This window comes from Rhodococcus sp. B10, from assembly GCF_011770055.1.
GTDB lineage: Bacteria > Actinomycetota > Actinomycetes > Mycobacteriales > Mycobacteriaceae > Rhodococcoides > Rhodococcoides kyotonensis_B.
The window spans coordinates 80,112-98,063 of record NZ_JAAFYV010000014.1 but is presented as its reverse complement, the minus strand read 5'-3'; the positions used below and the strand labels follow the sequence as shown (position 1 = coordinate 98,063).

The 17,952-nt window shown below is 65.5% G+C and carries 18 protein-coding genes; 8 read left to right on the top strand and 10 right to left on the bottom strand.

The genetic code is table 11. The features are described 5' to 3' along the window. Positions 1 to 18 precede the first annotated feature (18 nt). From RhoFasB10_RS11680 to RhoFasB10_RS11660, 5 genes are all read right to left on the bottom strand, one after another. A complete protein-coding gene (locus tag RhoFasB10_RS11680; RefSeq protein ID WP_254303598.1) occupies positions 19 to 1,014 on the bottom strand; it encodes an NAD(P)-dependent oxidoreductase in 996 nt (331 codons plus the stop codon). A 129-nt stretch (positions 1,015 to 1,143) separates the two neighbouring features. Continuing rightward, positions 1,144 to 2,016, bottom strand: a complete 873-nt coding sequence (locus RhoFasB10_RS11675; protein ID WP_068429771.1) for an alpha/beta fold hydrolase — start codon at positions 2,014 to 2,016, stop codon at positions 1,144 to 1,146. Further along, entirely contained in the window at positions 2,013 to 2,996 is a 984-nt protein-coding gene (locus RhoFasB10_RS11670; RefSeq protein ID WP_068429768.1) for a catechol 1,2-dioxygenase, read from the bottom strand. The genes RhoFasB10_RS11675 and RhoFasB10_RS11670 overlap by 4 nt, the downstream gene beginning before the upstream one ends. Positions 2,997 to 3,000: 4 nt before the next feature. Further along, entirely contained in the window at positions 3,001 to 4,320 is a 1,320-nt protein-coding gene (locus RhoFasB10_RS26795; RefSeq protein ID WP_068429766.1) for a peptidase dimerization domain-containing protein, read from the bottom strand. 126 nt (positions 4,321 to 4,446) lie between these two features. Next, on the bottom strand, positions 4,447 to 5,745 hold the full coding sequence (locus RhoFasB10_RS11660; protein ID WP_068429764.1) for a Rieske 2Fe-2S domain-containing protein: 1,299 nt from the start codon (positions 5,743 to 5,745) through the stop codon (positions 4,447 to 4,449). Between the two features lie 180 nt (positions 5,746 to 5,925). Between RhoFasB10_RS11660 and RhoFasB10_RS11655 the strand changes: the two genes are divergently transcribed. After that, positions 5,926 to 6,696 carry an enoyl-CoA hydratase/isomerase family protein gene (locus tag RhoFasB10_RS11655; RefSeq protein WP_068429762.1) on the top strand — a complete coding sequence of 257 codons (771 nt, stop codon included), beginning with the start codon at positions 5,926 to 5,928 and terminating at the stop codon, positions 6,694 to 6,696. A 34-nt stretch (positions 6,697 to 6,730) separates the two neighbouring features. After that, entirely contained in the window at positions 6,731 to 7,699 is a 969-nt protein-coding gene (locus tag RhoFasB10_RS11650; RefSeq protein ID WP_068430086.1) for an ABC transporter substrate-binding protein, read from the top strand. A 51-nt stretch (positions 7,700 to 7,750) separates the two neighbouring features. Here RhoFasB10_RS11650 and RhoFasB10_RS11645 read toward each other — a convergent pair whose 3' ends face one another. Next, positions 7,751 to 8,143 (bottom strand): hotdog domain-containing protein, encoded by a 393-nt coding sequence (locus RhoFasB10_RS11645; RefSeq protein WP_068429760.1) that lies wholly within the window; start codon positions 8,141 to 8,143, stop codon positions 7,751 to 7,753. Then, positions 8,140 to 8,625, bottom strand: a complete 486-nt coding sequence (locus RhoFasB10_RS11640) for a hypothetical protein (protein ID WP_068429758.1) — start codon at positions 8,623 to 8,625, stop codon at positions 8,140 to 8,142. Before RhoFasB10_RS11640 ends, RhoFasB10_RS11645 begins: the two co-directional genes overlap by 4 nt. A 101-nt stretch (positions 8,626 to 8,726) precedes the next feature. Here RhoFasB10_RS11640 and RhoFasB10_RS11635 point away from each other — a divergent pair, with 101 nt between their 5' ends. The 4 genes from RhoFasB10_RS11635 to RhoFasB10_RS11620 all read left to right on the top strand — a co-directional run bounded on the left by RhoFasB10_RS11635 (position 8,727) and on the right by RhoFasB10_RS11620 (position 12,885). After that, positions 8,727 to 9,575, top strand: a complete 849-nt coding sequence (locus tag RhoFasB10_RS11635) for an alpha/beta hydrolase (RefSeq protein ID WP_068429756.1) — start codon at positions 8,727 to 8,729, stop codon at positions 9,573 to 9,575. Beyond that, a complete protein-coding gene (locus RhoFasB10_RS11630) occupies positions 9,529 to 10,782 on the top strand; it encodes a multidrug effflux MFS transporter (RefSeq protein ID WP_068429754.1) in 1,254 nt (417 codons plus the stop codon). Before RhoFasB10_RS11635 ends, RhoFasB10_RS11630 begins: the two co-directional genes overlap by 47 nt. A gap of 5 nt (positions 10,783 to 10,787) precedes the next feature. Continuing rightward, positions 10,788 to 11,636 carry an alpha/beta hydrolase gene (locus tag RhoFasB10_RS11625; RefSeq protein WP_068430083.1) on the top strand — a complete coding sequence of 283 codons (849 nt, stop codon included), beginning with the start codon at positions 10,788 to 10,790 and terminating at the stop codon, positions 11,634 to 11,636. An 82-nt stretch (positions 11,637 to 11,718) separates the two neighbouring features. Continuing rightward, complete coding sequence (locus RhoFasB10_RS11620) at positions 11,719 to 12,885, top strand: hypothetical protein (protein ID WP_254303597.1); 1,167 nt, start codon at positions 11,719 to 11,721, stop codon at positions 12,883 to 12,885. Here the strand turns inward: RhoFasB10_RS11620 and RhoFasB10_RS11615 are convergent, their stop codons facing one another. Next, complete coding sequence (locus tag RhoFasB10_RS11615; RefSeq protein ID WP_167676497.1) at positions 12,886 to 13,458, bottom strand: dihydrofolate reductase family protein; 573 nt, start codon at positions 13,456 to 13,458, stop codon at positions 12,886 to 12,888. It lies immediately after the preceding gene. Positions 13,459 to 13,536: 78 nt separating this feature from the next. On the opposite strand from RhoFasB10_RS11615, the gene RhoFasB10_RS11610 reads away from it, so the two are divergent. After that, positions 13,537 to 14,103: a TetR/AcrR family transcriptional regulator gene (locus RhoFasB10_RS11610; RefSeq protein ID WP_068429748.1), complete on the top strand. Its 567-nt coding sequence runs from the start codon at positions 13,537 to 13,539 to the stop codon at positions 14,101 to 14,103. Between the two features lie 139 nt (positions 14,104 to 14,242). Here RhoFasB10_RS11610 and RhoFasB10_RS11605 read toward each other — a convergent pair whose 3' ends face one another. Next, positions 14,243 to 15,808: an aldehyde dehydrogenase family protein gene (locus RhoFasB10_RS11605; protein ID WP_068429745.1), complete on the bottom strand. Its 1,566-nt coding sequence runs from the start codon at positions 15,806 to 15,808 to the stop codon at positions 14,243 to 14,245. A gap of 142 nt (positions 15,809 to 15,950) precedes the next feature. Between RhoFasB10_RS11605 and lat the strand changes: the two genes are divergently transcribed. After that, positions 15,951 to 17,246, top strand: coding sequence for an L-lysine 6-transaminase (lat, locus tag RhoFasB10_RS11600; protein ID WP_217266278.1), 1,296 nt, complete (start codon positions 15,951 to 15,953; stop codon positions 17,244 to 17,246). On the opposite strand, the gene RhoFasB10_RS11595 is transcribed toward lat, so the two are convergent. After that, a complete protein-coding gene (locus RhoFasB10_RS11595) occupies positions 17,234 to 17,851 on the bottom strand; it encodes a class I SAM-dependent methyltransferase (protein ID WP_068429743.1) in 618 nt (205 codons plus the stop codon). The genes lat and RhoFasB10_RS11595 overlap by 13 nt on opposite strands. Between the last annotated feature and the right edge of the window lie 101 nt (positions 17,852 to 17,952).

Sequence of the window (17,952 nt, the reverse complement as noted above, 5' to 3'; positions counted from 1 at the left end):
GCCGAGGTGAGAAGCCGATTATCGGGACGAGAGCGACGTCGGCTGCTGCCCGGCGACGCCGTTGACGACCCACAACGGGTCGTGGTCGCTCAGTACACGCTCGACGTTCCTGGCCACCATGTCGGCGATCGCACGCATTGCCGTCGAGGAACCGCCCGCCACATGAGGACTGAGCAGCACGTTGTCGAACTCGCGTAAGGGTGAGCCGTCAGGCAGCGGTTCGGTCTCGACGACGTCGAGCGCCGCGCCTCCCAGCCGGCCGCGCCGCAGAGCGTCGATCAGCGCGGCCTCGTCGACGACGCCTCCGCGCGCGACGTTCACCAGCACTGCGCCGTCGGGCATGGCGTCGAACTGTGCGCGACCGATTGCGCCCCTCGTGTCGTCCGTGAGCGGTACCGACAGCACGAGGACGTCCGACTCCGCGACGAGCACGTCGAGCGGTACGCGTTCGAAGTTCGCGTCCCGTTTGTCGCTCCGCGCGGCATAGCGCACCGTGCACCCGTACGCGCCGAACAACGACGCAGCGCGTCGCCCGACCTCACCGAAACCGACCACGCCGACGCGACACTCGGCCAGATCGCGGCAACCACGACGAACGATCGACTCCTGCGGCCACCGGCCCGCGCGGACTTCGGCATCGGCCCATCCGACGGATCGGTTCAGGTACGACGCGGCCGTGACGGCCCACTCGGCAACGGAACTAGCATTACCGCCCGGCGCGTTGCTGACCGGCACTCCGGCGTCGGCCCATGCACCGAGATCGATGAAGTTGACGCCTGCACCGGGCTGCTGGACGAGGCGCACGTTCGACCCGGCCAGGGCCTCGTCACGTCCGAGTGGCAGTTCGCCGCTCCACTCTCCGATGACCACCGTCGCGTCGGGAAGCAGTGCCGACACCGCTCGTCGCGTTCTCTCCGGTGGGCGAACGACGTGCCCCCTTTGTCCGATCCGGTCGGTCACGGTGCATTCGATCACACCGTATTCGTCCGTCGCCAACAACAAGATCGTTTCCACGCCTTCACCTTTCACGTCGAGCAGCATCGGCCGAAAACGCACGCGGCCGACGGCACCATTGTGGGTCCCGTCGGCCGCGTCCGCGAGTTGTGCGCACCGAGGCTCACTCGCCCTCGGTTCGAGAATCGGTCAAGCAGTCGTCTTCGCCGCCGCCGACGCTTCCGCGAGGAAGTCGAGACTGAGCGGGTTGTAGAGCGCCGCCTGCTCGTGCTGCGGCCAGTGTCCGCACTCCTCGAAGAGTTCGAGGCGCGCACCGGGGATGTCGGCGGCCATCTTTCGGGCCTCCGGCACGTCGCCGAACGGGTTCTCGTGACCCCACACGACGAGCGTCGGCGCCGTGATGGACGCAAGCCGCTCCGGCCGCAGCAGGTTTCGCTGCCGGGTCTCCATCTCCTGCAGGGTCAGCAGATTGTGGATGTTGTCGACGAATTCCTGGCGGTGATAGATGCGGTGACGTACGTTCACCAATTCTTCGGTCGCGTTGGCCGGATCGTGCATCAGCAGATGCATCCGCGAACGCGTCAGGCCGATGTCGTCGGTGGTGACCGCACGCATGGTGGACGTCTTGATGCGTTCCATCACCTCCGGGTTGGCCACGGTGCCGCCCGCCGCCAGAAGTTGCAGCGACAGAACGCGTTCGGGCTGCTCACTCGCCAGGTGTGCGGCAACCCAACCGCCGAGGGACTCACCGACCAGGTGGGCGCGCGAGAGGCCGACGGCATCCATGTAGGCGACGAGATGCTCGACGTAACGCGGGATTTCGTACGGGTAGTCCGGTTTCCCGGTGTACCCGTGTCCCAGCATGTCGATGGCGTGGCATTCGTAGCGTTCCGAGTGCGAGGCGATGTTGCGTGCGAACGCCTCGAGATGGCCGCTCGTGCCGTGGAGGAAGATGACGGCCTCGTCACCGGATCCGGCTTGCAGCGAACGCGTCGGAATCCCCGCGGCGTCCACCGTCTTCACGCAGAAGTCCAGCCCTGCCAGTTCGGTCCAGATGGTCATTGTCTCTCCGATTTCGTCGTCGTAGCGTTCTGTAGGTCCTGCTGTGCTGCGGGATCGAGCACCGTGATGCCCATGCCCGTGAGCCATTCGGGGATCGACTCGTACGCGAGCCGTTCGCCCGCGACGTCGCGCAGGAGGGTCGACATCATCAGCCAGGTGCGCAGCTCCTGGGCGCCGTTGCCCGCTTCCTTCTCCATCGATTCGGTCGTGTAGTCGACCAGTTCGGACGCACTGCCCTTCTCGAACAGGCGAAGCACGTAGTCGTCGAAAGCCGGCGTGATCGCGGCCTCGGCCGCTCGGATGATCTCACGACGTCGAACGTCGTACTGAGACCAGTTGGCGCGGCCGTCCAGCCACGCCTGGACCATGAAGTCCTCGTCCTCGCCGTGCGGATCCCGCCAGTCCGGCCACGGCAACCGGTGGGACATTCCACCGGACGCGATGACCACGACTCGCTTGTCGGAGGCTTCCCGCTCGATCGAATCACGCAGCGCGACAGCGAAATCCCTGCACCGCTCGAACGTCGGGAGGGGAGGCGCGAACACGTTGACCACGATCGGGACGATCGGCACGTCGATACCGTCGAGAAGATACTGAATGGCGTGCGACTGGCCGTGATCGATCTGAATGCGTGCCGAGAACGCCGGATCGAACTTGCCGTTCTCGATCAGGTCGTTCGCGAGATGACGGGCGAACTCGACGTCGACCCGCTGCGGCCCCTTGGGCGTACCCGACTCACCGCTCGCGACGCATTCGCCGACGCCGATGGTGAACGCGGGTATGAGATCGAGCCAGAATCCTCGAAAGTGGTTGGAGCCCAACAGAACGACGACGTCCGGCCTCGAGTCCGCGATGCGATCGCGAGCCGCGCGCAGTCCGTCACGGAACCGCTCCGCCTCGTCCTTGTGGGTGGTCTCCTCCCAGTGGGTGTTCATCAGGGTGCTGTGCGAAGCACCTACACCCAACGTCACGATAGCCATGTCGTCACAGTCCTACTTCCTCGAGTGTGCGGGTGACCGTGTCGAGTGCGACGTCGACGAGATAGTGCGTCAACTCCTCGGCCCGGCGCAGATCCACGGTGTTCATTCCCATCGCGAAATCCACCTCGAACGGCGCGTCCACTACCTTCGGCATGCCGACCCGAACGGTGGGAATTCCTCTGCTACGCAATATGTTCGCGTCTGTTGCGCCACTGGCGTCGTACGCGGGTTCGTGCGGTCTTCCTTCCCTCGCCTCCCACGCGGCGATCGCGCTACGGCACAACCACATGTCCTCGTCCGACGATTCGCCCGCGATGGCCAACACCTGCTCGACCTCGATCTCCAGTCCGCCCAGGTCGTCCGCGATTCGCCGCACGGCCGCCAGGAGCTGTCGTTTGGCGTCGCTGGGTGTGGTGCGCGGACTCAATCGCAGATCCACCGTCATCGTCACCTGCTCGGGGGTGAACGACGCGGTGCGTTCCCACCCGCCGCGGATGTTGGCGACGATCCCCTGTGGCGCCACCAGACCCGAGGTGTTGGCCACCGAGTACTTCGGGAACCACTCCTCGAGTCGCGCAGCGACCGCCCCCGCCGCCGCAATGGGGTTCGCGTAGGGCAGGCGATGTCTCGACCCGACGTAGGTGTGTGTCCCGTGGACCGTGACGGTGAACCAGGCGAGGCCCACTTCTTCCCACGAGACGGTCCACCCCGGTTTCGCGATCAACGCGAAGTCCGCCCAGACCCCCTGTTCGAGAAGGAACGAGCACCCCACGCCCTGTCCGGTGTTCAGACGCGGATTGCCGACTCCCGCACGCGCATTGGTCGGCATGCCTCCTGCGCCGAATCCGACGATCAGATCGCCCTTCAGCGGTATCTCGGCTGCGGCGATCGCCTCGACCGCGGCGATGACGCACGCCGCGTGCCCCTTGGGGTTGGACGCGCCGAGGCCGATCAGGTAGTCCCCGTCGACTCTGGCCTTCGCCACCATGTCCGGGCGCAGCGCGGGGCCAAGTGCAGGCAGGTCCTCTGCGGGGTCGCCGGTGGTGACGGTGTCGATCGGCGCGTAGAGAAGCAGGTCGGGACCTGTGCCGTCCCCACGCAGGCGACCCCACGAGTTGGCCTGCCGATCGTCCAACGCCATGGTGTGCGCGTCGACCCCCGCACGGTCGAGCGTCTCGGTGACGACACGGGCGAGCGGAGCTTCGTCACCGGTCGGGCTCGCGACGTCGACGAGGTCGATCAATATGTCCCGCAAGCGGTCTCGACTCACGTGCCGATGTGCCTGCGCCGAACGATCGGTGCGGTCGTCGGGCGACGACGTCACGGGCGGACCTGATGGACTTGCGTGTTCGAGTGACGGGCGACGAACTGCCACAGCAGCTGGGAGCCCACGAGCGTACCTGCGCCTGCGAGTGCTGCGATCACGATTCTGGTCATGTCTTCTCCTGGACTATTCGGCGGACTGCCCGTTGACGGGCGTCGAGGCAGGTTCGGTTCCCGCGGACGCGGCGGGTACACGACGCTTGCGTGCTGGCCGCGCCTCCTTCTGCGGAGCGAATTGCGCAGCGGCCGAGAGCTTTTCCGCATACTCCTCTTCCGCGAGGTTCCGCCATGACGTCAACGAGACGTCGGGCCGGTACAGCTTCTCCGGCGGCGCGTCGGTGACCTCGACCATCCAGGCGTCCTGTCCGGAGAACTGACCGTGGAACAGCCATCGGATGGCGCCCAGGTACTTGACGTAGAACTTGGCCTTGCCCAACCCGGACACGAAGTTCACCATCAGACCGACGTAGCGGTGGTTCTCTTCGTCGACGGGCACGTAGAACTCGTAGTGGATGAACGTCGGGTAGGCGATCCTGAGGACCCCCGGCATGGACAACGACGCGAAGCCCGGGAACTTCTGGGCCGCGATGACCGGATTCACTTCCTTACCCGCACCGGTGTTTCCGATGTTGGAGATCTTCGATTCGTCCGGCTTCTTCTTCCACCACCGCTTGTTCGTCCACTTGCCGACACCGGGGAACGTGGCCTCCCAGTAGACCTCGTCCTGGACGCGGTAGATCCACCGTCCCTCGGGAATGATTCGCGTGATGTTCCACGTCGGCATGGGCTTGAACAGACGCCACAGCGCGGTGCGATGCAGGTACTTGGCGTGGCCCTCGTCGAAACCGTTCTCGCACGCGAAGCGCCAATCACCCTGGCGCGGTTGGATGCGCCCGCCGATGATTCCGGTGTTCTCGGTCAGCTCGCGGGGCAGCTGGTCGTCGATGGGGTGAGGCGGCTCGTCGGCGATGGGCAGGTACACCCAGACCAGTCCGAGGCGTTCCTCGACCGCATAGGTTCGGACCGACAGCTTGCCGCAGATCTTCGAGTCGGGACCGTCGGTGATGACCGCGGCCAGCTTTCCGGTGTCGAGCTTGAAGGTCCATCCGTGGTACGGGCAGCTGACCGTGCCCGGGAACTGCTGGTCGCCTTCGGAGAGGGGAACGCCACGATGCGGGCAGCGATCGTGCAACGCGTAGATCTTTCCGCCATCTCGCATCAGCATGAGCTTGTCCCCGCCGAGCATGTAGCTCTTCGGGTCCTTCGTGATGTGACTGGCCCACACCACCGGGTACCAATAGCCGCGGTAGCCACTGCTGGCAGCGTTGTACAGCGGCCAGGCCGTCCAGTCCTGCCGTCCTGCCGCACGGGGGCGCTGTGGCTCGCTGGCGGCGACCGAAGCGTCGGTCACGTCTGTTGTCGTCATGAATTTCCCTTCGAAACGGCGAGCTCGATATCCGAATCCTGAAGCACGACAGATCACTGCCCAATGGATTCGGTTCATTCAGCAAACCGCCGCAGCGAGAGTTCGCCTGTCGGACCGAGGCCCTGTGGTCCGCGCAGCACCTCACGAATGATGAGGCGACCGATTACCGAAGGGACGCTCATGACCTCGTACCTACGTACCACCGTCGCGGACGCGGTCGCGACCGTCGTCGTCGACCGGCCACCGGCGAACGCATTCGACCCGGACCTGATCGACGAGTTGCTGACGGCGTTGCCGCCGCTCGCCGACGACCCGTCGGTGCGCTGCATCGTCGTACGCGGGACCGGTCGCTTCTTCGTGGCCGGCGCCGACATCTCGGTGATGCGCAATCTCACCGAGGAGACACAACGCGCGATGCGTCCGTGGGTCGACGTACAGCACATTCTGACGTCGGCGCCCAAACCCGTCATCGCGGCGATGAACGGTCACGCACTCGGCGGCGGAGCGGAATTGGCACTAGCGTGCGACCTCCGGGTGATGAGCGACGCCGCGACCGTCGGCTTCCCGGAGATCGCGTTGGGACTGTTCCCGGGTGCCGGTGGTAGTCAACGACTTCCGCGCCTGATCGGCGCTCACCGCGCCGTACTGCTGATGATGGAGGGTCGCAAGCTGACGGCCGCCGAGGCGCTGGACATCGGACTCGTCGACCGAGTGGTGGCAGACGATCGTTTCGACGACACCGTTGCCGAGCTGGCCGCGGCGTACGCCGCGAAACCGACCGCGGCGATCGGTCTGATCAAGCAGGTGGTGACCGACGGTCTGCCGCTACCCATGCACGAGGCGCTCGACGTCGAGTTCGACGCCGTTCTGAAACTGATCACGACCAGCGACACCGCCGAGGGACTGCAGGCGTTTCTCGACAAACGACCTGCCGTCTTCACCGGCAAATGACGGAACCGACAACCCCGAGAGGACGCACATGTCGATGATTTCAACCAGGAAGCGGTGGGCGACCGGAGCCACGGTCGCCGCGTTGTCCGTGCTCGTCGTCGCCACCGGATGTACTCGCCCAGCCACCCAGGAAGCGACCGGTACCTCGCTCGTCCGCATCGCCGTCGGCGTCGACCCGTCGTATGCGCCGCTGTTTCTCGCCGACCACGAAGGCATGTTCGACGCGGCGGGCCTCGACGTCGAGATCGTCCAGACCGAAGGGGGTGCCGCGGGCGCCCAGAACGTGGTCGCCGGGACGTCGGAGATGTCCGGTAATGCGGATTCGACCGCGCTGACCGTCATGGCGGCGAACCCGCAGCTGCGGGCGCTCGGCGTGTTCCAGGACTCGGATCGGTACTTCCAGGTCGTTCTCCGAGACGGTGTGCAGCCGAAGGACATCAAGACCATGGGTGTCTTCCCGGGCATCGGCGTCTACTTCACCGATCTCTATCTGAGAAGCCTGGGACTCGACCCCGCGACCATCGAAATCGTCTCGACGAGCCCGCCCGAGCAGCCTGCACTGTTGGCACGCGGTGACATCGACGGATTCGTCTCGTTCGACCCGTGGGTGGCGCAAGCAGAAGCCGATGGATCCAGCGTGGTGGCCACGACCGGTGACTTCGGAGCCGAGTACTCGCAGTGGATCCTCGCCCGAGAGGATTGGCTCGACGCCAACGACGAACTCGCGGGGAAGGTGTTCGCAGTCATCGCCGACGCGTCGGAGATCATCCAGGAAGATCCCGATCGCGCGGCAGCCGCCATTGCGGCCGAGATCCAGATGGATCCAGCGGAGGCACGCGATCGCGTCACTCAGATCGACTTCACCGGCCGTGATTTCAGCGAAGATGACCTCACCCGCTCGAGGAGTCTCGTCGATTTCTTCACGCAGCAGGGTTCCATGGCAGGACCGGTGGATCCCGACGAGGTTCTGTTGACCGGTTGGGTCTCCGACCACCGCGAGTGACATCTCGACTCAGGTCGGCCGGACAGTACCGTGACGTCCGGCCGACCGGAGTCAGGGCAGCCGAACGACGGCGGACCCTGTGGCACACAGTCTTCCGTCCTCCGTGTGCTCCTCCAGCTCGAGGTGGGCGACACCGTCCTGCACGTCGATCACCCGACCCGACACCGTGAGGGTCTCACCGACGTATGCGGGAGCGCGGTTCTGCCACGACAGTGCGGTCACCGTACCGCCCTGCCCGGCCGCCCGAGCAGCGGCACGATGGAACAACGTCCCCTGCAACTGGGCCATCACGACCGGCCTCTCCAAGCCGTCCGAGGCGGCGTGGACCGCGTCGTAGTGAATGCGGTGCGCATTGTGCGTCGTCGCCCCGAAACGGAGGACGCGGACGGGATCGGTTGCGAGAACCACCGTTTCGATGGCGCCCCCGGCCTGAATCGCGTTCATCGGACGATGAAGGTCTCGCGAACACGCGCCAGCGTGCCCGCACCGGACGAGACGTAGTCCTTGACCGTCTCGAGGAGCAGAAACTGCGAACCGGTTCGACCTTTGACGGTGACCGCATCGAGATTGCGTACTGCGTCGACGGTTTCACCCACCACCGGCTCTGCAAGAAACTCGATCGCCTGACCGCCTGCCATCAACCGCACGTCGAGTCCAGCAGTACCGGGCACCTCGTCCGCGAACATTCCGTCGGGACGGTAGTCGTCGTCGACGCCTCCCTGGTGACCGCGCAGCATGCTCAGCAGGTACATCGGGTGCACGGCGAAATCCGCGCGCGTCGGGTCCAGGTATCGGGGCTCGTCGACGGCGGCTGCACGCGCGAAGGCCACCGCATGATCGGCGGACAGCGTTCCCAGCGAACGCGATTCGCGCACACCGACCACGGCGCGTGCCCGTTCCTCGGCAGTGTGTAGGTCAGGATTCATAGCTCGACGGTAGGTCACGTCCGCGGCCACGGAACGAACCCCGGCCCGGAGAGTGGACCCGTTCCCTTTCCGTCGATCACCCGACGCGGTGGAATGACGCCATGGCACAACGACCCCCGAGCCAGTACGCCACGGCGGACGGCGTCAAGTTTCACTATCACGATCTCGGATCCGGCGATCCGGTCATCTTTCTTCACGGAGGTGGTCCTGGCTGCACGGCCTGGTCGGACTTCGGCCCGGTGGCCCCGATGTTCGCGTCGACGCGGCGCGCGATTCTCGTCGACATCCCGCAGTACGGGCTGTCCGACAAGTGCACCATCGAAGGGCCGATGTGGGATTTCCACGCGGCCAAGATGGTGGCCCTTCTCGACGAACTGGGAATCGACCGTGCCGATTTCGTCTGCAACTCGTGGGGAGGCACCATTGCCCTCAACCTCGCAGCGAAGTACCCGACCCGCGTTCGCTCGCTCGTCGTCACCGGCAGCATGCCCGTCTTCTACGGCCCGCTCGCTCCGCTTCCCGAGGGTGGCCGACGCGGTAGGAACGCGCGGGACGTCTACTACGGCGGCACCGGCCCCTCCCGCGAGAAGATGCGGGAACTGATCACCCGCCTCGAATGGTTCGACGGCGATGCGCTCCCGGACGAGACCGTCGACATGCGCTACGAGCAGAGCCTCGACCCCGACGAGATGGCCTTGGCGGCCGCGTCGGACAACCCACGAGGCGAATGGCAGGACCTCACAGCCGAATTGGGGCAGATCGAAGCCCCGGTGCTGTTCGCGTGGGGAATGTACGACGACTTCCTGACGCCCGACTACCCGCTGATGCTCGCGCGCATGGTTCCGCGAGGCCAGCTCTACGTCATGGATCGGGCATCACATCATCTTCAGGAAGAACGGCCACATGACTACCACGCCGTCGTCGCAGGATTCCTCGACCAACAGCACTGACACCACCACACCGACACCACAGGGCTGGACGCGCTTTCGGCTCGTCCTCGTCCTGGGTGCGGTGACCGCCCTCGGTCCGTTCACCATCGACATGTATCTGTCGGCGTTTCCGTTCATCGCCCACGACCTGGGTACGTCGGACGAGCTGGTGCAGTTCACACTCACCGGCTCGCTCGTCGGTTTCGCATTGGGGCAGTTGATCATCGGGCCGCTGTCCGACGCATTGGGCCGCCGTCGTCCGCTGATTGCCGGTTCCGCGATGCATGTCGTCGCATCCGTGGGATGCGCTGTCGCCCCGACGATCGAGACGCTGGCGGCGCTGCGCGTGCTGCAGGGTCTCGGCGCGGCCGCAGGTACCGTACTGGCACTCGCGGTGGTGCGTGACCTGTTCGACGGGCACGCTGCGGCCGTCGTCATCTCCCGATTGATGCTGGTGATGGGAGTTGCGCCGGTGTTGGCGCCCACTATCGGCGGACTCGTCGTCTCCCTCGCGTCGTGGAGATCGATCTTCTTCGTGCTCGCGCTCCTCGGGCTGATCTCCGTCGCGCTCGGAGTGTGGGCGATGCCGGAGACGCTGCCGCCCGTCAAGAGGCATCGACCTCGGATGCGCGTCATGGCGAGGAACTATCGAACGTTGTTCTCTGATTCGCCGTACGTGCGGATGGTGATCGTGTGCGGATGCGGTCGCATCCTCATGTTCTCGTACATCGCATCGTCTCCGTTCGTGCTGCAGAATCAGTTCGAGCTCACCCCGGGACAGTTCGGAGTGTTCTTCGCCTGCGGCGCAGCGGTGTTGATCGGATCGTCGCAACTGAACGTGGTACTGCTGCGGCGGTGGAGCCCGTACGGAATACTCCGGGCGTCACTCGCGGCGGGAACGCTGGTCGGCGGCGTCTTCGTCGTTCTCGCTGCAACGGAGACAGGTGGCCTCGCGGGGTTCGGTGTTCCCGTCCTCCTTCTGCTCGCCGTGATGGGGTCCGTCATGCCGAACGCTCCCGCGCTCGCACTCGCCCGCCATCCCGACACCGCAGGCACGGCATCGGCACTGATCGGCGGATTCCAGTTCCTGTGCGCCGCCGCCGCCGCGCCGGTCGTCGGGCTCCTGGGTAACAATGCACTGGCAACAGCGTCGATGATGGGCGTAGCGGCAGCCGTCGCTCTCGGTCTCGTCGTCACGACCCGTCCCCTCGCCGGGGCTGAAAGGTGACAAGGTTGAACACGCGTTCGCGTTACGTCGATTGCCCGATCGGACAGATCCACGTGGTCGAAGCCGGCGACGGCCCCGCCCTGCTGCTGCTGCATCAGGCGCCGCGCTCGGGCGACGAGTTCCGCGAATTCATACCGCTGATGGCCCGTGAGCATCGCGTGATCGCCATGGACATGGTCGGCTTCGGGGCCAGCGTCAAAGTGCCTGCACCGCAATCCATCGAGCTGTACGCACGCGGCGTCCACGAGCTCCTGCACGAGATCGGGATCGACGAGGTGAGCCTTCTCGGTCACCACACCGGCGGACTGGTCGCACTCGAGGTCGCCTCCGCGGCCGGGAACGGCGAAGTGAGTACCGACGTGACCGCGCTGGTGCTGTCGTCGTGCCCGTTCACCGGCCCGGAGCGTCGTGCACGTCCCGAGAATCCCGACGGCGTCGACAAGGCGAACATCTCCGACGACGGCACGCATCTGAACACGTTGTGGAACAAGCGGCGTCCCTACTACCCGCAGCCGTCCGCGGATCTGTTGAACCGCTTCGTGCACGACGCGCTGACGTACGGCGTCGACCCGGCAGAGGGACATCGGGCGTGCGACCGCTATCGCATCGAGGACCGAATCGGTCTCGTCACGGCGCCGACACTCCTGCTCGGCGCGTCGGACGATCCGTTCGCGATGCCGAACATCGCGCCGCTCGAGTCCGCTCTGTCGCAGGTGACGCGGGTGGAGACAACCATCGTGGAGCACGGGACGGTCGCGCTGTTCGAACGCAAGGCCGACGAGATCTCCGCCGTCGTGCAGCCGTTCCTCCACCGCGCGGCCGCCGACCGCGTAGGGGTGCATTTCGCTCCCTGATTCGACGATATTCGCGAAGATCCCGCATATCCGGTCGAGTAAGGGAGCGAAATACTCGGGGCGCCCGGTTACCATCTCCCGCGTGGCGGCAAACGGCGTGGACCCGAGGGCACGGCTGGCATACCTCGTGCTCGAACGCATCCGGGTCGAGGGCGGCGCCGACCCGATGTACGACTCCGAGAATTTCGCCGTCTACTACGGCCGCGACGCGGTGCTCTACCTGGACAATCTGTTCGCCGAGACCGCCGCGTACGGGGAAGCCGAGCTGTCGGCCCACATCGAACACTTCGTCGCCACGATGATCGAAGCGAACGACGCCCCCGGCAGCTGGGACGTCGCGCTCCCCCGTCTGCGCCCGGTGTTGAAACCGTCGACGTACACGATCGGCGCGCCCCCACCCGGCCTCCTCGTGTCGCGACGCGTGTTCCCCCTCGTCGACGAGCTCGTGGCCGTCGACACCCCGGGCCGGCGCACCATCGTTTCCTGGGAGACCATCTCCGAATGGGGCGTCGATCCCGCCACCGTGTTCTCCGCAGCCCGATCCAATCTCGCGACGATCACGGTGCACGCCGATCCGACGAAGGGCCGCGCGATACAGCGTCTGGTCGACAGCGGCAGCAACTACTTCACGTCCTGGTTGCTCGACCCGGGCTGGCTCGCGTCGCATCGATCGCGATTCGGTTGTGCACCTGTGGCTTTCGTTCCCGACGTCGACACGATCTACGTCGTTCCCGGTGACGACGAGGAGATCCTCGCCCGACACTTCTCGATGATCGAACATCAGTACACCCACACTGCACGCGGGCTCTCGCCGCAGGCGTACACGGTCGACGACGACGGACACATCGTCACCTTCGACACCGTACGGCCCGACAGCGCCGAGGCCGCGCGGGCACGGTGCGTGCACATCGCGAGGGAGTACGACGCTCAATCCGTTTGGCTGCGCGGACAATACGATCTCGACGGCACCACCATCACGATCCGGTCCGCAGCGGTGATCACGACGCCGTTCGGTCCACGCACCGTCACCATCTGGGACGAGGGCGTCGACTGCACGCTCCCGCGAACGGATCTCGTCGCATTCGCCGGTCGCGCGTCGGACATGTTCTACGTGCAGTTCGAGGACGTCGCACGCATCACCGGAATCGAGCCCATGCCGGGTATGGAACCCGCCCGCTTCCGTGCTGCGGCCTGGCCGTCGCACGACGTCGTAGAACAGCTTCGGGCGCACAGCATCTCGGTGGAGTGATCACCGTTCGATCGTGTACTCGTTGATCACGACGCCGGATTCGTACGGTGTGCTCGCGACCAACCGCGCGGTAGTGACGTCGTACTCTCGCTCCGCGAACAACTTCTTGCCCGACCCGAGCAACACCGGGTTGACCTTCAGAATCAGCCGATCGATCTCGTCGATCAGCGACGACGCGAGTTCCCCGCCACCGCACAGGTAGATACCGCTTCCCTCCTCCATCTTCAGCTTCCGCACGACGGTCACCGGATCGTCCGACGTCACCGTGACACCCGGCTCGTCGATCGAATGGTTGCGCGTGAACACGTACTGCCGCAGGTGCGCATACGGATCGGTGGCGCCCGCGGGCAGCCCGGCGGCGTACGTGTTCCACCCCATCAGCACGGTGTCGAACCGTGTGAGCGGTGCCGTGAGACCGAGCGCCTGCAGCCCCAGCGTCGGGACGGTGTCGGTGTATTCGCGCAGGATCATGTCGATGTGATCGCCCTGTACCGGAAATGCGTCGAAGGTGTCGTCGGGTGCCGCGATGTACCCGTCGAGACTGACGGCGACGTAGTAGACCAGTTCTCGCATGGGTTCTCCATTCACGACGTCTGTAGTGGTTCAAGGAGCAGACTACGACATCTGTCGTGGTTGCGCTAGCCTTTTCCCGTGGCACGCAATCCGCAGAGACGGTCGGAGCTCGCCGACGCCGGCCTGCGCGTCCTCGCACGTGAGGGCGCCCGCGGTCTGACGCATCGCGCGATCGACGTCGAGGCAGCCGTCCCCCGGGGCACGGCGTCGAACTACTTCAAGACGCGCGAGGACGTCATCGCGGGCTTGATCGAGCGCATCGGGGAACGCCTCGCACCCGACCCGACGGTGCACGCGCCGCTCGCCGAGCGAGTGCCGAGCGCCGAGTTGTTCGCCGACTACGTCCGCGACATCGTCGCGCGTCTGATCGACAATCGCGACGTGACGCTCGCGCTGTTCGAGCTGCGGCTGGAGGCGTCGAGACGTCCCGAGGTCAGGGAGCTGCTCGGCGACTGGCAGCGATCGGGTTTCCGCGCGGACGTCGAATTCAACCATGCGGCAGGCCTACCGGGCGGCGCGAAGGAGGTTGCGCTGTTCCACTACGCGATCGACGGATTGCTGTTCGACCGACTGACGATGCCGATCGACCCGGAGACGTCGACCGACGAGATCGTCGACGCACTGGTGCAGGGATTGATGCGCTGACGCACACCCCTTGTATGGGTCGTTCCTGCAGGCTCCACTCCCGTTGTATGGGTCGTTCCTGCAGGCTCCACTCCCGTTGTATGGGTCGTTCCTGCAGGCTCCACTCCCGTTGTGCGTGGTTGGTTGCCCTATGGTTCGACTATCCATGCACGGGCGCGAAGCGCACTCCCTGCGCGAGCGGCAGTTCGTTCGAGTAGTTGACCGTGTTGGTCGCCCGGCGCATGTAGGACTTCCATGCGTCCGAACCCGATTCGCGTCCGCCGCCGGTTTCCTTCTCACCGCCGAACGCGCCACCGATCTCCGCTCCGGACGGGCCGATGTTGACGTTCGCTATGCCGCAGTCCGATCCGGTGACCGACAGGAACCGCTCGGCTTCTCGAAGATCCGTCGTGAAGATCGACGACGAAAGCCCCTGCGGCACATCGTTGTGCAGCGCGATGGCCTCGTCGAGGGTGTCGTAGGTGAGCACGTACAGAATCGGAGCGAACGTCTCGTGCCGCACGATGTCCGCCTGGTCCGGCATCGAAATGATGGTCGGCTGAACGTAGTACGCGTTCTCACCGAAATCGTCGACGCGCTGTCCGCCCGCTCGGATCTCGCCACCCGACGCGACTGCCGCGTCGATCGCCTTCTTGAACCCCGCGAACGCGGGCGCATCGATCAGCGGCCCGACGAGTGTGTCCGACTCCAAAGGCGAACCGATGGAGAGTGATTCGTAGGCCTGTGCGATGCGATCGACGAGTTCGTCGGCGATCGACGAGTGCACGATGACGCGTCGCAGCGACGTACACCGTTGTCCGGCAGTGCCTGCCGCCGAGAAGACGATGCCGCGCGTCGTGAGATCCAGATCCGCCGACGGCGTCACGACGGCCGCATTGTTGCCACCGAGTTCGAGCAGCACGCGCCCGAAGCGCTGGGCGACGCGAGGGGCCACCTCGCGTCCCATTCGGGTCGACCCCGTCGCGGACAGCAGCGCGACACGCGAATCGTCCACGAGCGCTTGCCCTGCGACGCGATCGCCGATGAGCAGTTGCGCGACCTTCGGGTCCACACCGGCCTTGGCTGCCGCACGCTGGAACAACGCGTGGACGCCGAGTGCGGTCAACGGCGTCTTCTCCGACGGCTTCCAGACGACGGTGTCACCGGCGACCAACGCCAGCACCGCATTCCAGGACCACACGGCCACCGGAAAATTGAACGCCGTGACGACGCCGACGACGCCGAGCGGGTGCCACTGTTCCATCATGCGATGGCCGGGTCGCTCGGTCGCGATGGTGTTGCCGTAGAGCTGACGGGACAGTCCGACGCCGAAGTCACAGATGTCGATCATCTCCTGGACCTCGCCGAGGCCCTCGGACACGATCTTTCCGGCTTCGATCGACACCAGTGCGCCCAGATCGTCCTTGTGCTCGCGCAGCAGTTCACCGAGTTCGCGAATCAGCCCGCCGCGTACCGGGGCAGGGACCGTCGACCATTCGGCGAAGGCGGTCCTTGCGTCGGCCAGCACCGCGTCCACGTCCGACGCGTCGGCCGCGCGAAGCGACGCGAGATTTCCGCCCGTGATGGGCGATCGGGCGACGATCGTCTCGTGCGAGCGCGGAACGTCGAGATCCACGTCGACGCCGAGACGCTCCAGGATGGCGCGAGTCCTGACGCTCAGTTCGTCGTGGCTGACGGTCGAAGACTGGTCGCCGAGGACAGACATGGCACTACCTTTCGGTGGGGAACGACGACTACGAACGTAATCGACGCGGTGTTCTACCGGATATTTTCCTGCAAAAAGCCGTTGATTACGAAATTTCGGCGCGTATCTTGGTTTCATGACGCAGGTATTACATCGCCAGGAGATCCGCGCCGACGACGTGCACGACACTCTTCGTCGCCACATGCTCGCCGACGGTTTCGAGGTGGTGCTCGACCTCGATGCGTCGCGCGGATGCACGCTCGTCGACGCGCGCGACGGCACCGAGTACCTCGACCTGTTCACCTTCTTCGCGTCGTCCGCGCTGGGAATGAACCATCCCGGTCTGGTCGACGACGCAGCGTTCCGCGCCGATCTGATGCAGGCCGCCGTCAACAAGCCCAGTAATTCCGACATCTACACCGTCGCGATGGCTCGGTTCGTCGACACCTTCTCGCGCGTTCTCGGCGATGCGCGTCTGCCGCATCTGTTCTTCGTCGAGGGCGGCGGCCTGGCCGTAGAGAACGCGTTGAAAGTCTGCTTCGACTGGAAGTCACGCTGGAACGAGGCGCACGGGATCAGTTCCCCAGGCAGCCAGGTCATGCATCTCGAGCACGCGTTCCACGGGCGCACGGGATACACGATGTCGCTCACCAACACCGACCCGAACAAGGTAGCCCGCTTCCCCAAGTTCGACTGGCCCCGAATTCCGTCCCCGTTCATCGGATCCGACGTCGACATGGATGCCGTCGAGGCCGACGCCCTCACCGCGGCCCGCGTCGCGTTCGAGGCCAATCCGCACGACATCGCCTGCGCCATTGTCGAACCCATCCAGGGCGAAGGCGGTGACAATCACTTCCGCCCGCAGTTCCTACAGCAGCTACAGGACATGTGCCACGAGTTCGACGCACTGTTCGTCGTCGACGAGGTGCAGACGGGCGCCGGAACGACCGGAACCAACTGGGCCTTCCAGCAACTCGGCCTGAACCCCGACGTCGTGGCCTTCGGCAAGAAAGTCCAGGTCTGCGGGATCATGGCCGGCGGACGCGTCGACGAGATCGCCGACAACGTGTTCGCCGTGTCGTCGCGTCTGAACTCCACATGGGGCGGCAACCTCACGGACATGGTGCGTGCGCGTCGAATCCTGGAGGTCATGGAATCGGAGCAGCTCGTCGCGCGAGCCGCGGTGCTGGGCGAGCATCTGCTGACCAGGTTGCAGGGTGCGGCCTCGCGGCATTCGGCGATCACGCAGGTCCGTGGCCGCGGTCTGATGTGCGCCTTCACGATGCCCGACGCGGCCTCGCGCGACCGACTCCTCGACGATCTTCGCGTCGTCGAACATGTTCTCGTCCTCGGTTGTGGGGAGCGAGCCGTACGGTTCCGGCCTGCGCTGACGGTCACCGAGGACGAACTGGATCGGGGTGTGGACGCGATCGAGCGGTGTCTGACTCAGGCCGGGTAGTACCCCTCGGCCCAAGCACGGCTGGCAGGCGGCTCGACGACGTCGACCGGCACGCCGTCGCGGTAGTAGCTCCGGTGGACGACGGACCCGGCCTCGACGGCTTCCTGCCACGCCTGGGTCGGCCCTTCGCCGAACCACAGCCACGGGGTGATGTCGTCCATGACGACAACGGTCTCCGGAGTGGCCAGCGAACGCAGGTCGGCGAGGTCGGCGCGGGCACCGTCGAGCGAATGGTCCCCGTCGACGAAGATGACGTCGAACCGCATGTCGGGATACTTGGCCGCGAATTCCTTGATCGTGGAGTGCGAGTCGCCCTGAATCAGGGTGTGGCGGCCGGGAAACAGTTCGTCGATGTGTTCCTTCGCGGCCGCGCTGTAGGCGTAACCGGCCAGGTCGAACGAGTACACGACCGTCGACGAGGACGCCGACAGGAACGCCCAACTGGAGAAGCCCGCATTGAATCCCACTTCGCACACGAGCTGCGTACCGGGCCTGGCCGCCAGGGAAGCCAGGTAGTTCAGCTCCGACTCGTCCGCCCCGTACTCGAAAGGCTCCCCCGCGGTCACCGTTTCCTTCACCATCGCTTCGAGCTGTTGCAGACCCACGGACGCCTCCTGTCGTCGATTTCTCGAAGCGGTCGATACCGCAAACCCGGCGTCGGTAAACCGAGGCCTGTCCTTCCCGACGATTCCCTGTATGGTTCTCC

What these genes read in the sequence shown, in the direction of transcription:
- RhoFasB10_RS11675 (WP_068429771.1), bottom strand. Translation starts at nt 2,016, where the DNA reads ATGACCATCTGGACCGAACTGGCAGGGCTGGACTTCTGCGTGAAGACG.
- RhoFasB10_RS11670 (WP_068429768.1), bottom strand. Translation starts at nt 2,996, where the DNA reads ATGGCTATCGTGACGTTGGGTGTAGGTGCTTCGCACAGCACCCTGATG.
- RhoFasB10_RS11660 (WP_068429764.1), bottom strand. Translation starts at nt 5,745, where the DNA reads ATGACGACAACAGACGTGACCGACGCTTCGGTCGCCGCCAGCGAGCCA.
- RhoFasB10_RS11655 (WP_068429762.1), top strand. Translation starts at nt 5,926, where the DNA reads ATGACCTCGTACCTACGTACCACCGTCGCGGACGCGGTCGCGACCGTC.
- RhoFasB10_RS11650 (WP_068430086.1), top strand. Translation starts at nt 6,731, where the DNA reads ATGATTTCAACCAGGAAGCGGTGGGCGACCGGAGCCACGGTCGCCGCG.
- RhoFasB10_RS11645 (WP_068429760.1), bottom strand. Translation starts at nt 8,143, where the DNA reads ATGAACGCGATTCAGGCCGGGGGCGCCATCGAAACGGTGGTTCTCGCA.
- RhoFasB10_RS11640 (WP_068429758.1), bottom strand. Translation starts at nt 8,625, where the DNA reads ATGAATCCTGACCTACACACTGCCGAGGAACGGGCACGCGCCGTGGTC.
- RhoFasB10_RS11635 (WP_068429756.1), top strand. Translation starts at nt 8,727, where the DNA reads ATGGCACAACGACCCCCGAGCCAGTACGCCACGGCGGACGGCGTCAAG.
- RhoFasB10_RS11630 (WP_068429754.1), top strand. Translation starts at nt 9,529, where the DNA reads ATGACTACCACGCCGTCGTCGCAGGATTCCTCGACCAACAGCACTGAC.
- RhoFasB10_RS11615 (WP_167676497.1), bottom strand. Translation starts at nt 13,458, where the DNA reads ATGCGAGAACTGGTCTACTACGTCGCCGTCAGTCTCGACGGGTACATC.
- RhoFasB10_RS11605 (WP_068429745.1), bottom strand. Translation starts at nt 15,808, where the DNA reads ATGTCTGTCCTCGGCGACCAGTCTTCGACCGTCAGCCACGACGAACTG.